At 75.2% G+C, this 14,571-nt stretch carries 9 protein-coding genes and 1 pseudogene; 8 read left to right on the top strand and 2 right to left on the bottom strand.

What is annotated here, in order from left to right; translation table 11 throughout:
* Window positions 1-44: 44 nt before the first annotated feature.
* From GMA12_RS19190 to GMA12_RS02225, 7 genes are all read left to right on the top strand, one after another.
* A complete protein-coding gene (locus tag GMA12_RS19190; RefSeq protein ID WP_162459380.1) occupies window positions 45-371 on the top strand; it encodes a 2Fe-2S iron-sulfur cluster-binding protein in 327 nt (108 codons plus the stop codon).
* 85 nt (window positions 372-456) lie between these two features.
* Window positions 457-3,324, top strand: coding sequence for an FAD-binding and (Fe-S)-binding domain-containing protein (locus GMA12_RS02250; RefSeq protein ID WP_156266837.1), 2,868 nt, complete (start codon window positions 457-459; stop codon window positions 3,322-3,324).
* A 143-nt stretch (window positions 3,325-3,467) separates the two neighbouring features.
* Window positions 3,468-4,286 carry a DUF4232 domain-containing protein gene (locus GMA12_RS02245; protein WP_156266835.1) on the top strand — a complete coding sequence of 273 codons (819 nt, stop codon included), beginning with the start codon at window positions 3,468-3,470 and terminating at the stop codon, window positions 4,284-4,286.
* A complete protein-coding gene (locus tag GMA12_RS02240) occupies window positions 4,276-9,324 on the top strand; it encodes an Lhr family ATP-dependent helicase (protein ID WP_156266833.1) in 5,049 nt (1,682 codons plus the stop codon). The genes GMA12_RS02245 and GMA12_RS02240 overlap by 11 nt, the downstream gene beginning before the upstream one ends.
* Before the next feature lie 27 nt (window positions 9,325-9,351).
* Window positions 9,352-10,191: a DNA-formamidopyrimidine glycosylase family protein gene (locus GMA12_RS02235; protein WP_162459379.1), complete on the top strand. Its 840-nt coding sequence runs from the start codon at window positions 9,352-9,354 to the stop codon at window positions 10,189-10,191.
* A gap of 183 nt (window positions 10,192-10,374) precedes the next feature.
* On the top strand, window positions 10,375-11,850 hold the full coding sequence (locus tag GMA12_RS02230; protein ID WP_370829968.1) for a stealth family protein: 1,476 nt from the start codon (window positions 10,375-10,377) through the stop codon (window positions 11,848-11,850).
* Between the two features lie 77 nt (window positions 11,851-11,927).
* Window positions 11,928-12,260 carry a carboxymuconolactone decarboxylase family protein gene (locus tag GMA12_RS02225; RefSeq protein WP_162459378.1) on the top strand — a complete coding sequence of 111 codons (333 nt, stop codon included), beginning with the start codon at window positions 11,928-11,930 and terminating at the stop codon, window positions 12,258-12,260.
* Between the two features lie 106 nt (window positions 12,261-12,366).
* Here the strand turns inward: GMA12_RS02225 and GMA12_RS02220 are convergent, their stop codons facing one another.
* Complete coding sequence (locus tag GMA12_RS02220; RefSeq protein WP_156266831.1) at window positions 12,367-13,464, bottom strand: pyridoxal-phosphate-dependent aminotransferase family protein; 1,098 nt, start codon at window positions 13,462-13,464, stop codon at window positions 12,367-12,369.
* Between the two features lie 325 nt (window positions 13,465-13,789).
* On the opposite strand from GMA12_RS02220, the gene GMA12_RS02215 reads away from it, so the two are divergent.
* Entirely contained in the window at window positions 13,790-14,284 is a 495-nt protein-coding gene (locus tag GMA12_RS02215; protein WP_156266829.1) for a nucleoside deaminase, read from the top strand.
* A gap of 48 nt (window positions 14,285-14,332) precedes the next feature.
* On the opposite strand, the pseudogene GMA12_RS18225 reads toward GMA12_RS02215, so the two are convergent.
* A pseudogene (locus GMA12_RS18225) lies at window positions 14,333-14,571 on the bottom strand (hypothetical protein); the annotation flags it as partial.

The following is a 14,571-nucleotide window of genomic DNA, read 5'->3' as shown; positions in this document are numbered from 1 at the left end:
GACGTCGAGACCAGGGGCCACCACGCCCCGAGGAGGCCATCGAAGTGAGCAGCATCAACATCACCGTGATCGACCGCGAGGGCAACCGCACCGAGGGCGTGGAGTGGAAGGACTACGAGAGCCTCATGGAGGCCCTCACCCGCCACAAGTACCCGATCCTCGCCACCTGCGGCGGCAACGCGTCCTGCTCCACCTGCCACTCCTACCTGGACCAGAGCTCCTTCGCCAAGGCCAACGAGATCAACGACGAGGAGGAGGACCTCCTCGACATGCTCGACGACACCCGCCACGACACCTCCCGGCTCAGCTGCCAGGTCGAGTGGTCCGAGGACCTCGACGGCGCCGAGGTCACCATCGCCCCCGAGTGGTGACCCGCCCGTCCCCGCGGGGACGGCACCCCCGACTCTGACCAGCCCCCGGACGGGCCGGCGTCGCCGGCGCGCAGGAAGTGGACCCATGACCGAGATCCGTGACGACCTCACGACGCGTGCCGCCTACGTCTCCGACGCGTCGATCTACCGCCGGCTGCCGGCCGCGGTGGCCGAGCCGCGCAGCGTCGAGGAGGTCCGCGAGCTGCTGGCGCTCGCGCACGAGCGCGGCTGGCCGGTGGTCTCCCGCGGGGGCGGGACGTCGGTGGCGGGCAACGCGATCGGCGAGGGCCTGGTCATCGACACCTCCCGGCACTTCAACCGGATCCTGTCGATCGACCCCGAGGCGATGACCGCCACGATCCAGCCGGGCGTGATCTGCGACCAGCTGCGCGCGGCGGCCTCCGAGTTCGGCCTCACCTACGGGCCGGACCCCTCGACGCACTCGCGCGCCACGGTCGGCGGGATGGTGGCCAACAACGCCTGCGGCTCCCACTCCGTGGCCTGGGGCACCTCCGCGGACAACCTCGTGTCCCTGACGGTCATGCTCGCCGACGGCCGGGAGGTCGAGCTGCACCGGGGCGGAACCTCCGAGCCGGGGATCGACCGGGCGCTGAGCGGGATCCGGGACCGGCACCTGGCGATGCTGCGCACCGAGCTGGGCCAGTTCCCCCGCCAGGTCTCCGGGTACGGGCTGCACTACCTGCTCGGGGAGAAGGGCTTCGACACCGCCAAGGCCTTCGCCGGGACGGAGGGCACCTGCGGGATCATCACCGAGCTCACCGTCCGGCTGGTCCGCAAGCCCGCCCATACCGCGCTGGCCGTGCTGGGCTTCGAGGACGCCTTCCAGGCGGCGACGGCCGCCCCGAAGCTGCGGGTGCCCGGGGTGTACACGATCGAGGGCATGGGCTCCGATCTCGTGGAGGCCCTGCAGACCCGCCCGGGCCGGGAGACCTCCGGCTCCGAGCTGCCCCGCGGCGGGGGCTGGCTGTACTGCGAGGTGGGCGCCGACACGCTGGAGGAGGCCGAGGCGGCCGCCCGCGCGCTGCCGGGCCTGGTGCCCGAGAACGTCGTGGACTCGATCATCGTGGCCGAGGCGCCGCTGGCGAAGGCCCTGTGGGGGATCCGCGAGGCCGGGGCGGGCATCGTGACCCGCCTGCCCGAGGGCGGGGAGGCCTGGCCGGGCTGGGAGGACTCCGCGGTCCCGCCGGCGCGGCTGGGCGAGTACCTGCGCGACCTCTACGGCCTGCTGCACGAGCTCGGCCTCACCGGCATCCCCTTCGGGCACTTCGGGGAGGGCTGCGTGCACATCCGCATCTCCTTCGACTTCAGCACCGACGCCGGGATGGCGACCTACCGCACGTTCATCGAGCGCGCCGCGGCGCTGGTCCACCGCTACGGCGGCTCGGTCTCCGGGGAGCACGGCGACGGCCGCGCCCGCTCCGAGCTGCTCTCGACCATCTACTCCCCCGAGGCCCTGGCCGCCTTCGCGGAGTTCAAGCGCGTCTTCGACCCGGACGGGTTCTTCAACCCCGGTGTGCTGGTGGACCCCGAGCCCATCGACCAGGGCATCCGCCCCGGCCCCGGCGCCCGGACGTTCGCGCTCACGCCCGTGCACGCGTTCTCCCGGGACGGCGGGTCCTTCTCCAGCGCCGTGAACCGCTGCGTGGGCGTGGGGTCCTGCCGCTCCGACGTGGGGGCCATGTGCCCGTCCTTCCAGGCCACCCACGACGAGGTGCACTCGACGCGGGGCCGCGCCCGGTCCCTGGCCGAGATGCTGCGCGGGGAGTCCATCACGGACGGCTGGAAGTCGAAGGAGACCCTCGAGGCCCTGGACCTGTGCCTGTCCTGCAAGGCCTGCGCCACGGAGTGCCCGGTCAACGTGGACATGGCCACGTACAAGGCCGAGTTCCTGCACCACCACTACCGGCACGGTCTGCTCTCCTTCCTGGGCCGGGACCGGCGGCCCATGGCGCAGTTCACGATGGGCTGGATGCCACTGCTGATGCGGATCGTGGAGAAGGTGCCCTTCTCCTTCCGGCTGATCAACCTGCTGGAGTCGAACCGGGTGGTCGAGGAGCTGACCAAACGGCTGGGCGGGATCGAGCCCAAGCGGCGGATGATCTCCTTCGTCGACCAGCCGCTCACCCGGTGGTTCCGCGGCCGCCCCGCCCGCCGGCCCGGCGACGACGCCGACGGCCGGCCCACCGTGGTGCTGTGGCCGGACACGTTCACGAACTTCGCCGCCGACGCCCCCGGCAAGGCCGCCGTGGAGGTGCTCGAGGCCATGGGCTACCGGGTGCTGCTGCCCATGGACAACGTCTGCTGCGGGCTCACCTGGCACTCCACCGGGCAGCTGGACATGACGCAGAAGGTGCTGCGCGACACCCTCGACGTGATGGAGCCGCTGCTGGAGGCCGGGTACCCGATCATCGGCCTGGAGCCCTCCTGCACGGTCATGCTCCAGGACGAGATCACGGAGCTGCTCCCCGGCGACCCCCGGGCCCGGCGCGTGGCGGAGCTGACGACAACGATCGGCGCGTTCGCGGCCCGGCACCTGGCCGAGGGCGGCCCCTGGCCCTTCCGGGAGCTGGCCACCGAGGCGGGTCCCGCCGAGGCCGTGTGCCAGGTGCACTGCCACCAGAAGTCCATGCTCGGCTACGGTCCCGAGCTGGAGGTGCTGGCGAAGCTGGGCGTGGACACCGCCGTGGTCGGCGGCGGCTGCTGCGGGCTGGCGGGCAACTGGGGCTTCGAGCCCGGCCACTACGAGGTCTCCCAGACCCTCGGCGAGCGGGAGCTGTTCCCCGCGATCCGCGCCGCGGCAGACGGGACGATCGTGCTCGCCGACGGCTTCTCGTGCCGCACCCAGATCGCCCAGGGCACCGGCGCCGACGGCGTCCACCTGGCCGAGGTGATGCGCGCCGCGCTGCCCCCGGCGGAGGCCGGCGAGCGGTAGCGCCTCCCGGCCGCGACACCGCCCCGGCGGCGGACGCGTCCGGGGGCGGGTGTCGGTGGCCCTGCCTAGAATGAAGGCCCTGGGAGGGCCCCCTCCTCAAGGCGTGGCCCGCCACGACGTCCGCACGAGGAGGATATCCCCCCATGTCTTCGCTCTCCCCCGCTGCCCGCCCCGTCCTGGGCGCCCTCGCCCTCGCCTCGCTCCTGGCGCTGACCTCCTGCGGCGGCGAGCAGCCGGAGCAGGTCGGCACCGCCGCGGCCCCCACCGCGAGCGCCTCCGCGGTGGCCCCGGCCCCGTCCGGCAGTGCGCCGGCGGAGGGCAGGGCCCCGGCCGGCGAGCGGGCCACCGCCGCACCCACCGCCCCGGACGGCGGTCCCGCGGAGCCCACCGCCGAGCCCACCGGCGCCGCCGAGACCGCAGCGGAGACCACGGACGAATCCGCCGAGGAGACCACGGACGAAGCCGCCGAGGGGACCACCGGCGATGCCGACGGGACCGCGGACGGCACCGCCGGCGAGCCCGCCCGGGGCGGCGGCACCGCCGGCGCCCGCACCGACTGGTGCGCGACCTCCGCGCTGGAGGTCTCCGCCGCACCAGCCGGGAGCGGCGCGGGGTCGGTCTACGTGGACATCACCGTGACCAACGCGGCCGAGGAGCCCTGCGTGCTCGCGGGCTACCCGGGGGTGTCCTTCGTGGACGCCGACGGCACGGCCCTCGGTGCCCCGGCGGTGCGGGACGCCGCAGTCCCCGGGACCGGCCGGGAGCTGGCGCCGGGCGAGTCGGCCACCGCCGCGCTGCGCATCAGCCAGGCCGCCGTCCACCCCGGGTGCGAGGCCCGGGAGGCCGCGGGACTGCGCGTCTACCCGCCCGAGAACACGCAGTCCGTGGTGGTGCCCTTCCCCGCCGAGGCCTGCACCGGTCCGGGCGTCCAGCAGCTCGAGATCCAGGGCTTTGGCACCTGATCCGGCGCTGAGCCTGTTCACCGAGCACACCCGGGCCTGGTTCTCGGGTGCGTTCGCCGCGCCCACGGCCGCCCAGGAGGGCGCCTGGCGGGCCATCGCCGCGGGGCGCCACGCCCTGATCGTGGCGCCCACCGGCTCCGGCAAGACCCTGGCCGCGTTCCTGTGGGCCCTGGACCGGTTCGTGGCCGAGGCGGCGACGGGACGGCACGCGGCGACCGGCCGGCCGGGGGCCGGGGACACCGCGCCCGCGGCCGGACCCGGGAGCGCCGCCTCCGCGGCACCGGCCGGGACCGCTGGGAGCCTGCGCACCAAGGCCCGCTCCGCGAGCGCCCGGGGTGAGCGGCGCGGCACCCGGGTGCTCTACATCTCCCCGCTCAAGGCGCTGGGCGTGGACGTGGAGCGCAACCTGCGGGCCCCGCTGATCGGGATCTCCCAGACCGCCCGCCACGCCGGCGTCGAGCCGCCGGAGGTCAGCGTGGGGGTCCGCTCCGGGGACACGCCGCAGGCCGTGCGCCGGGCCCTGCTGTCCAGCCCGCCGGACATCCTCATCACCACGCCCGAGTCGCTCTACCTGATGCTCACGTCCAAGGCCCGGGAGACCCTCACGGACGTGCACACCGTGATCGTCGACGAGGTGCACGCCGTGGCCGGCACCAAGCGCGGGGCGCACCTGGCGCTCACCCTGGAGCGGCTGGACGCCCTGCTGGAGAAGCCGGTGCAGCGCATCGGGCTCTCGGCCACGGTCGAGCCGGTCGAGACGGTCGCCCGGTTCCTGGGCGGGCGGGAGCCGGTCTCCGTCGTCGCGCCGCGAGCGGAGAAGCGGTGGGACCTCACGGTCTCGGTGCCGATCCCGGACATGACTGTGCTGGGTGGGCCCGCCGCGTCCCCGTCCCTGGCCGGGTCCGGCTTCGGCGACGACGACCTCGACGCCCTCGCCCCCACGACCACCGCGTCGATCTGGCCGCACGTCGAGGAGCGGGTCGTGGACCTGGTGCTGGAGAACCGCTCCACCATCGTGTTCGCCAACTCCCGCGGCCTGGCCGAGAAGCTCACGGCACGGCTCAACGAGATCTACGCCTTCCGCCTCGAGCACACGGACCCGGACGGCGGCGCGCCGGAGGCCGCCCCCGGGAACGAGAACGACCCGCGCGGCGGCGCCGCCCCCGGGGTCCCCGCGGGCTCCGCGCCGCAGCAGCTCGGGGACGTGCTGCGCTCCGCCCTGGCCGGGCGGGACTCCTCCGCGCCCGGCGGGACCGCCGAGCCCGCGGACCTGCGGCGGCAGACCGGCCGCTACGAGGGCGCGGCCCCGGTGCTGGCCCGCGCCCACCACGGGTCGGTCTCCAAGGACCAGCGGGCGGTCATCGAGGACGACCTCAAGACCGGGCGGCTGCGCTGCGTGGTGGCCACGTCATCCCTCGAGCTGGGCATCGACATGGGCGCGGTGGACCTGGTGGTCCAGATCGAGGCCCCGCCCTCGGCCGCCTCGGGGCTGCAGCGCGTGGGCCGCGCCGGCCACCAGGTCGGGGAGGTCTCCCGCGGACGGTTCTACCCCAAGCACCGCGGGGACCTGCTCGACGCCGCGGTGACGGTCGAGCGGATGCTGCAGGGCCGGATCGAGCCGCTCGCGGTCCCGCTGAACCCGCTGGACGTGCTGGCCCAGCAGACCGTGGCCGCGACCGCCCTGGGACCGGTCGAGGTGGAGGAGTGGTTCGACACCGTCCGCCGGTCCTCCCCGTTCCTGACCCTGCCCCGCTCCGCCTTCGACGCCACCCTGGACCTGCTCTCGGGCCGCTACCCCTCCGACGAGTTCGCCGAGCTGCGCCCGCGCATCGTCTGGGACCGGGAGACCGGCACGATCGAGGGCCGGCCCGGGGCGCAGCGTCTGGCGGTGACCTCGGGCGGGACCATCCCGGACCGCGGCCTGTTCGCCGTGTACCTGGTCGGCGAGCAGGACGGGAAGAACTCGAAGCGGGTGGGCGAGCTCGACGAGGAGATGGTCTACGAGTCCCGCGTGGGCGACGTCATCGCCCTGGGCGCCTCCAGCTGGCGGGTCGAGGAGATCACCCACGACCGGGTCATCGTCTCCCCCGCCCCCGGGGTCCCCGGCAAGCTCCCGTTCTGGCACGGCGACGGCCCCGGCCGGCCCGTGGAGCTGGGCCGCGCGGTGGGCCGGTTCAACCGGGAGATCGCCGGGGCCGCCGAGGACGAGGCCCGCGCCCGGCTGCGCGCGGCCGGGCTCGACGAGTGGGCCGCCGACAACCTGCTGGCCTACGTGGGCGAGCAGAAGGAGGCCGTGGGGCAGGTGCCCTCGGACCGGCTGTTCGTCGTCGAGCGCTTCCACGACGAGCTCGGGGACTGGCGGGTGGTGCTGCACTCGCCGTTCGGGATGCCGGTGCACGCCCCCTGGGCGCTGGCCGTGGGAGCCCGGCTGCACGAGCGCTACGGCCTGGACGGCTCCGCGCAGGCCGCCGACGACGGCATCGTGCTGCGCGTGCCGGCCATGGAGGACGAGCCCCCGGGGGCGGAGCTGTTCCTGTTCGACCCCGACGAGCTGGACCGGATCGTGACCGAGGAGGTGGGCGGCTCGGCGCTGTTCGCCTCCCGCTTCCGGGAGTGCGCCGCCCGGGCCCTGCTGCTGCCCCGGCGCGACCCCGGCCGGCGCACGCCGCTGTGGCAGCAGCGCCAGCGCTCCGCGCAGCTGCTGGACGTCGCCCGGAAGTACCCGCAGTTCCCGATCATCCTGGAAACGGTGCGCGAGTGCCTGCAGGACGTCTACGACCTGCCCGCCCTCAAGGAGCTGCACCGGGCCGTGGAGCGCCGGGCGATCCGGGTGGTGGAGACCACCACCGACCAGCCCTCCCCGTTCGCCCGGACCCTGCTCTTCGGCTACGTCGCCCAGTTCCTCTACGAGGGGGACTCCCCGCTGGCCGAGCGCAAGGCGGCGGTCCTGTCCCTCGACGCCGCCCTGCTCAACGAGCTCCTGGGCCGCGCCGAGCTGCGGGAGCTGCTGGACCCGGAGGTCCTCGAGCGCACGGAGGCGGAGCTGCAGCGCCTCGCCGCCGACCGCCGGCTGCGCGGGCTCGAGGGCGCCGCGGACCTGCTGCGCCTGCTCGGCCCGCTCACCACCGCGGAGGCCGCCCGCCGGCTCCAGGACCCGGACGACCCGGAGGCCGCCTGCGCCGAGGACACCGCCACCGGCTGGCTGGAGCGGCTCGTGGCCGCCAACCGCGCCCTGCGGGTGCACCTGCGCGGCGTGGAGCACTGGGCGGCGATCGAGGACGCCTCCCGGCTGCGCGACGCCCTGGGCGTGCCCCTGCCCATGGGCGTGCCGCTCGCGTTCGTCGAGCCCGTCGAGGACCCGCTGGCCGACCTCGTCTCCCGCTACGCGCGCACGCACGGGCCCTTCACCGTGGACGAGGCCGCGGCCCGGCTCGGGCTGGGCACGGCCGTGGTGCGGACCACGCTGGAGCGGCTCGCCGCGGACCGGCGGGTCGTCGAGGGCGAGTTCCGCCCGGCGCGCACGGACGCCGGCGGGCCCGGGCCAGCCGCCTCCGAGTGGTGCGAGGCGGAGGTGCTGCGGCGGATCCGGCGCCGCTCGCTGGCCGCGCTGCGCCGCGACGTGGAGCCGGTCCCGGGGCAGGTCTACGCCCGGTTCCTGCCCGCCTGGCAGCACGTGGGCCGCGGCCACCAGCTGCGCGGCGAGGACGGTGTGCTCACGGTGGTGGACCAGCTCGCCGGCGTCGCCGTCCCGGCCTCGGCCTGGGAGCCGCTCGTGCTGGCGGCCCGCGTGGCGGACTACCGGCCCGAGCTGCTGGACGAGCTCACCGCGTCCGGGGAGGTCCTGTGGTCCGGGGCCGGCTCCCTGGCCGGCGACGACGGGTGGGTGTCGCTGCACCTGAGCGAGGCCGCCCAGCTGACCCTGCCGCCCGCCGAGACCCTCGCCGTGGCGGCCGCCGCCCTGGACTCCACCCTCGAGCGCCGGGTGCTCGACGTCCTCGCCCCCGGCGGCGCCTGGTTCTTCCCGCAGCTGCTGGGGCTGCTCGAGGCCGACGGGGACCCGGTGCCCGCCGGGGAGCTGACCACCGCGCTGTGGAACCTCGTCTGGGCCGGACTCATCACCAACGACACCTTCCTGCCGGTGCGCTCGCTGCTCTCCGGCGGGCAGGCCGCCCACCGGCACCGGGCCAAGCCCCCGCGGGGCCGCTCCACGGTCCGCCGGGGCGCCGCGCGGCTGCGCCCCGGCGGCGCCGCGTCCCGGCCGGGGACCGGCGGGGCGCTGCGGGCCACGGCCGGCCCCGCCACCCTGGAGCGGCACGACTCCCCGCTCGTGGCCGGGCGCTGGTCGATGCTGCGCCCGGAGCCGCTCGAGCCCACGCTGCGGGCCTCGGCCACCGCCGAGCTGCTCATGGACCGCTACGGGGTGGTGACCAAGGGGCCCGTGGCCGTCGAGGAGATCCCCGGCGGCTTCGCCACGGTCTACAAGGTGCTCTCCACCCTGGAGGACACCGGCCGCGCCCGCCGCGGCTACTTCGTCGAAGGCCTGGGCGCCGCCCAGTTCGCCCAGCCGGCAACCGTGGACCACCTGCGCACGTTCAGCACCGACGACCAGGTGCGCGCCGAGGAGCCCGTGGCGCTGGCACTCGCCGCGACCGACCCGGCCAACCCCTACGGGGCCGCCCTCGAGTGGCCGGACCCGGTCGCGGCGATCGCCCCGGACGGCGAGGACGTGCCGGCCGGACGGCACCGGCCCGGGCGCAAGGCGGGCGCCGTCGTCGTGCTCGTGGACGGTGCCCTGGCCCTGTACGTGGAGCGCGGCGGGCGGACCGTCCTCGCGTTCACCGAGGACGCGCACGCCCTGGCCGCCGCCGGCCCGGCCGTGGCCGACACCGTCCGGCGGGGCGCGGTGGACAAGCTCACGGTCGAGAAGGTCAACGGCGCCCCGGTGCTCGGCTCCGGCCCCCTCGAGACCGCGGTCCGGGAGTCCCTGCTGGCCGGCGGCTTCTACTCGACGCCGCGCGGGCTGAGGATGCGCCGGTGACCGCGGCGCCCGCTCCAGGAGGCCGCCGTGCCCGAGGGTGACACCGTCTACCGCCAGGCCGCGCTGCTGCGCCGCGCCCTGGCCGGTCAGGTCCTCACGCGCAGCGACCTGCGCTTCCCCGCGATCGCCACCGCGGACCTCTCCGGGCGCACCGTGACCGCGGTGGTCCCGCGCGGCAAGCACCTCCTGATCCGTGTGGACGGCGGCCCCGAGGCCCTGGTGCCGCTGACCCTGCACTCCCACCTGCTCATGGAGGGGATGTGGCACGTCTATCCGCGCGGGGCCCCGTGGCGGCGCCCCGGCTACCAGGCCCGCGCGGTCCTGGAGACCGCCGGGGCCCAGGCGGTGGGCTTCGACCTCGGGATGCTGGACCTCGTGGCCACGGCGGACGAGGACGAGCTCGTGGGCCACCTCGGCCCGGACCTGCTCGGCCCCGACTGGGACCGGGCGGAGGCCCTGTCCCGGCTGGCCCGGCACCCGCACCGGCCCGTGGCCGCCGCGCTGATGGACCAGCGCAACCTCGCCGGGATCGGCAACGTCTACCGCAACGAGATCCTCTTCCTGCGGCGGCTGCACCCCTTCACCCCGGTGGCCGGCGTCGAGGACCTCGGGGCCGTGGTGGACCTCTCCCACCGGCTGCTGCACGCCAACCGGGACCGCTCCCAGCGCTCCACCGTGGGCGGGCCGGCCCGGCGCGGCGAGCAGTTCTGGGTCTACGGACGCGGCCGGCAGCCCTGCCGCCGTTGCGGGGCCCCGATCCGGGAGGCCCGGATCGACGACGCCGAGCTCGCCCCCGGGGAGGCCCACCCCGGGCCCCCGCAGGACCGGGCGCTGTGGTTCTGCGAGCGCTGCCAGCCCACCCCGTGACGGCGGGCCCGCGCGGGGTCTTATCCTGGGAGCGCCGCAGCCGCTGACCACGACCAGGAGACGACCATCGACGCCATCACGCTCGACACCGCCTACTTCCCCGCGCCCGAGGACGGGCCCGACGGCGAGGAGTTCCGCAGCGCGTCCCGCGCCTCCGCCGCGGCGCTCGACGAGCGCCCGGACGTGGTCCGGTACAAGGGCCGCTTCGCCCTGCGCATCACCGACCAGACGCCATACGACGTCATGGTGCAGAACCTGCTGTTCCTGCGCCGCGTCCTGGAGGACGCCGGCATCGACCACCTCCTGGTGCGGGGCAACGACGAGCGCCCCGTGGTGGCTGTGGACCTGCAGGATCGTGCGCGGCTGCGCGAGGCCCTGGTGGAGGCGGCCGCCGGCGAGCCGTACTACGTCAAGCCCATGGACACCAAGAAGCAGACCTCCGAGCTGCTCGCGGACGGGGAGCTCACCCACCGGCGCAACGCCCGCGTGTTCCGGCTCTACCGCCCGCACTACTCCAAGCGCTCGAAGCTGTACTACGGCGCGGCGACCGGCGTGCAGATCGAGCTGTGGGAGTTCGGCGAGCACGAGATCCGCCTGCCGGTGGAGAACTCCCTGACCCGCCGGACCGTCTCCCGCACGGAGGCCGTGCGCGGCAGCGTGGAGCGCTTCGGCCTGCGGTGGCCGACCATCGAGAACATGTTCGCCGACCACGCCAGCGACATCGACTTCGAGATCGACATGGTCTTCTCGTGGGTGGACGGCTCCGACGCCGAGTACCGGCGGGTCCGGGCCTCCTACATGGAGGGCGCCGTGGTCGGGGAGGGCGACGACCACGAGGCGCGCTTCCGGCAGGTCGACGAGCTCAAGTACGCCCTGCGCTCGGTGCACATGTTCGCGCCCTGGGTCCGGACCGTCTACATCGCCACCGACTCCCGGCCCCCCGCCTGGCTGGCCGAGCACCCCCGGGTGCGCGTGGTGCGCAGCGAGGAGTTCTTCGCGGACACCTCGGTGCTGCCGGTCTACAACTCGCAGGCGGTCGAGGCGCAGCTGCACCGGATCGAAGGGCTGTCCGAGCACTTCCTCTACTCCAACGACGACATGTTCTTCGGCCGTCAACTCGGGCCGGCCCTGTTCTTCTCCCCCGGCGGGGTGACGAAGTTCGTGGAGGCCAGCACGCGCATCGGCCTGGGCGAGGGGCACCCCGAGCGCTCGGGCTTCGAGAACGCGGCCCGCGTGAACCGGAGGCTGCTGTGGGAGCGCTTCGGCCGGATCACCACCCGGCACCTGGAGCACTGCGCCGCCCCGCTGCGCCGCAGCGTGGTGGCCGAGATGGAGCGGGAGTTCCCCCGGGAGTTCCTGCGCACCGCCTCCAGCCGCTTCCGCGCCGCGGAGAACATCTCGGTCACCAACTCGCTGTACCACTACTACGCGCTGCTCACCGGCCGGGCCGTGACCCAGGAGACCGCCCGCACCGAGTACGTGGACACCACCACCCGGGCGGGGCTGCAGCAGATGGACCGGCTGCTCAGGCGGCGCAGCGTGGACATGTTCTGCCTCAACGACGGCAGCTTCCCGGAGGTGCCGGCGGCCGAGCGGGCCGAGCGGATGACGGAGTTCCTGGAGCGGTACTTCCCGATCCGGGCGCCCTGGGAGAAGTGACCGGGCCGGGCGCCGGGGTGGGCCGCCCGAGCCGATCCCGGTAGCCTCGGGGGCACCCGACCCGGAAGGACGTCACCGTGACCGATCACTACCACTCCCCGGACGACCTCAAGCGCCTGCCCGAGTTCAAGGCGCTCGCCCCGCAGGAGTTCCAGGCCTTCGCCGCCTTCGACGGCACGATCGGGCGGGAGGGCGGGGCCATCGACCAGCTCCACCGCGAGCTCATCGCGGTGGCCGTGGCCATCAGCTCCCAGTGCCCCTACTGTCTCGAGGTGCACGTGACCCAGGCCAAGAAGGCCGGCGCCTCCAAGGCCCAGATCGCCGAGGCGGTCATGGTCGCCGCCGGGCTGGGCGCCGGCGCCGCGGTCACCCACGGCACCATGGCCGTGCGGATCTTCGACGAGGCCTGATCCCGGTCCTCCCCGGCCGGACCCACCGGTCCGGACCCGTCCCGCGGCGCGCGCCGACCGGGCCCGGACCGGTGGGTCCGGCCCGGCCGGCGCGCGGCGCGGCGGCTCAGACCGGCAGCGGGGCCTTCCGCAGCGCCTCCTGCAGGGCGCCCAGGACGAGCGCCACGGAGCCGGCGTGGGCGTTGGGACCCATCAGCCCGATCCGCCAGACCGTGTCGGCGTACTCCTTCACGCCCGCGCCGATCTCCAGCGAGTAGTGCTCCAGCAGGTGGGCGCGGACCGCGGCGGAGTCGACCCCCTCGGGCACCTTCACGGTGGTCAGCTCCGGCAGGCGGTGGCCCTCGGCGGCGAACAGCTCCAGGCCCATCTCCTGCAGCCCGTCCTGCAGGGCGTCGCCCGCCGCCTGGTGGCGGGCCCACACGTTCTCCAGGCCCTCCGCGGAGATCCGGCGCAGCCCCGCGTCCAGGGAGGCGATCATGGCCGTGGGGGCGGTGTGGTGGTAGGTGCGGGCACGGCCCTGCGCCTCCCCCACGTAGCCGCCGAGCATGCCGAGGTCCAGGTACCAGGACCGGGGGTGCCGCACCCGGCGCTCGAACGCGGCGTCCGAGATCGTGAACGGCGCCAGACCGGGGGCCACGCCCAGGCACTTCTGGGTGCCGGCGTAGCCGAGGTCCACCCCCCACTCGTCCGCGCGCAGCTCGATGCCGCCGATGGAGGTGACGGCGTCGACGAGCAGCAGGGCGTCGCCCTTGACCTCCCCCAGCGCGGCGATGTCCGAGCGCACGCCCGTGGAGGTCTCGGCGTGCACCGCGGCGATGATCTTCGGAGCGGGGTGCGCCTCGGCGACCCGCTGGGGGTCGATCGGCTGCCCGTACGGGAAGTCCACCCGCACCACCTCGGCGCCGCACCGAGCCGCGACGTCGCACATCCGCTCCCCGAAGAGGCCGTTGACCGCCACGACGACGACGTCGCCGTCCTCCACGGTGTTGACGAAGGCGGCCTCCATGCCGGCCGAGCCGGTGGCGCTCAGCGGCAGGGTGCGCCGGTTGCGGGTGCCCCAGACCTCGCGCAGGCCGTCGCAGGCGCTGTCCATGATCTCCAGGAACGCGGGGTCGAGGTGTCCGAGCAGCGGATGGGCCAGCGCGGCCGTGGCCTCCGGATACGGGTTGGACGGGCCGGGGCCGAACAGGTGTCGCTGGATCATGGGCACGGAGCGCTCCTCACACGGACGGGTCATCGGGTCGGGTGCCCAGCCTAGCCGGGACGCCCTCCGGCACGGAGCCGGGCGCCCGGCCCGCCGACGCCGTGGCGGTGCCCGTCCGCGTGCGACCGCCGGGGCCGCGGGGGCGGCTGTTGTGAAGCGGGACACTGCCCGGTACCCTCTGGACTGGCCCACGGCGGGTCCGAGCGACCGGACTATCTACCAGGCAGAACTGCACCATCGATCACGCAGCGGCCGCCGTCGGCGCGTCTCCCGGTTCTGGCTCGGCGAGCTCCCCAGCGGCACCTGCCCCACCCGGGAGTTCCGCATGAGCACAGACGAGACCACCGTTCCGGCCGAGGCCCGGCAGTTCCTGCGCGAGGCCATCACGCTCGCGGTCGACAACGCCAGGGCCGACGGCGGGCCCTTCGGCGCCGTGGTCGTCACCGCCGACGGCCGCCGCTTCACCGGCGTCAACCGCGTCACCGCCGACAACGACCCGACCGCGCACGCCGAGGTGGTGGCCATCCGCACCGCCTGCCGGGAGCTCGGCACCTTCGACCTCTCCGGGGCGACCCTCTACTCGAGCTGCGAGCCGTGCCCGCTGTGCGTGTCCGCGTCCCTGTGGTCCCGCCTGGACGCGGTCTGGTTCGCGGCCGACCGGCACGACGCCGCGGCCGGGGGCTTCGACGACGCGGAGTTCCACGAGTACTTCGCCCGGCCGGTGGAGGAGCGCTCCCTGCCCGTGCGCCCCGTGGACCTCCAGGAGCGCACCGCGCCCTTCGAGGCGTGGGCGGCGAACACCACCCGCACCGCCTACTGAGTCCCGGGCCCCGGCACCGGCCGGGGCCCGCGCGGACGCCCCCGGCTGTCAGGCCCCGGCAGCGTCCGGCGCGCTCGGCCACGCGGCGGCGTCGGTGCCCCGGACAGCGCCGGTGGCCCCGGGATCCTCGGAGCCGGTGACCCTGGGGGCCTCGGAACCGACGGGATCCCCGGGACCCTCGTGGTCCCCGTGGTCCTCGACGTCTTCGAGGTCCTCGGCGGCGTCGACGGCGTCGGCCATGGCGTGCAGGAAGGCGGTGACGGTGGCGGCCTGCTCGGGGTCCAGGG

Source organism: Kocuria sediminis, assembly GCF_009735315.1.
Classification (GTDB): Bacteria; Actinomycetota; Actinomycetes; order Actinomycetales; family Micrococcaceae; genus Kocuria; species Kocuria turfanensis.
Note: the sequence above shows the minus strand (reverse complement) of the source record. Positions and strands in the feature narration are given on the sequence as shown.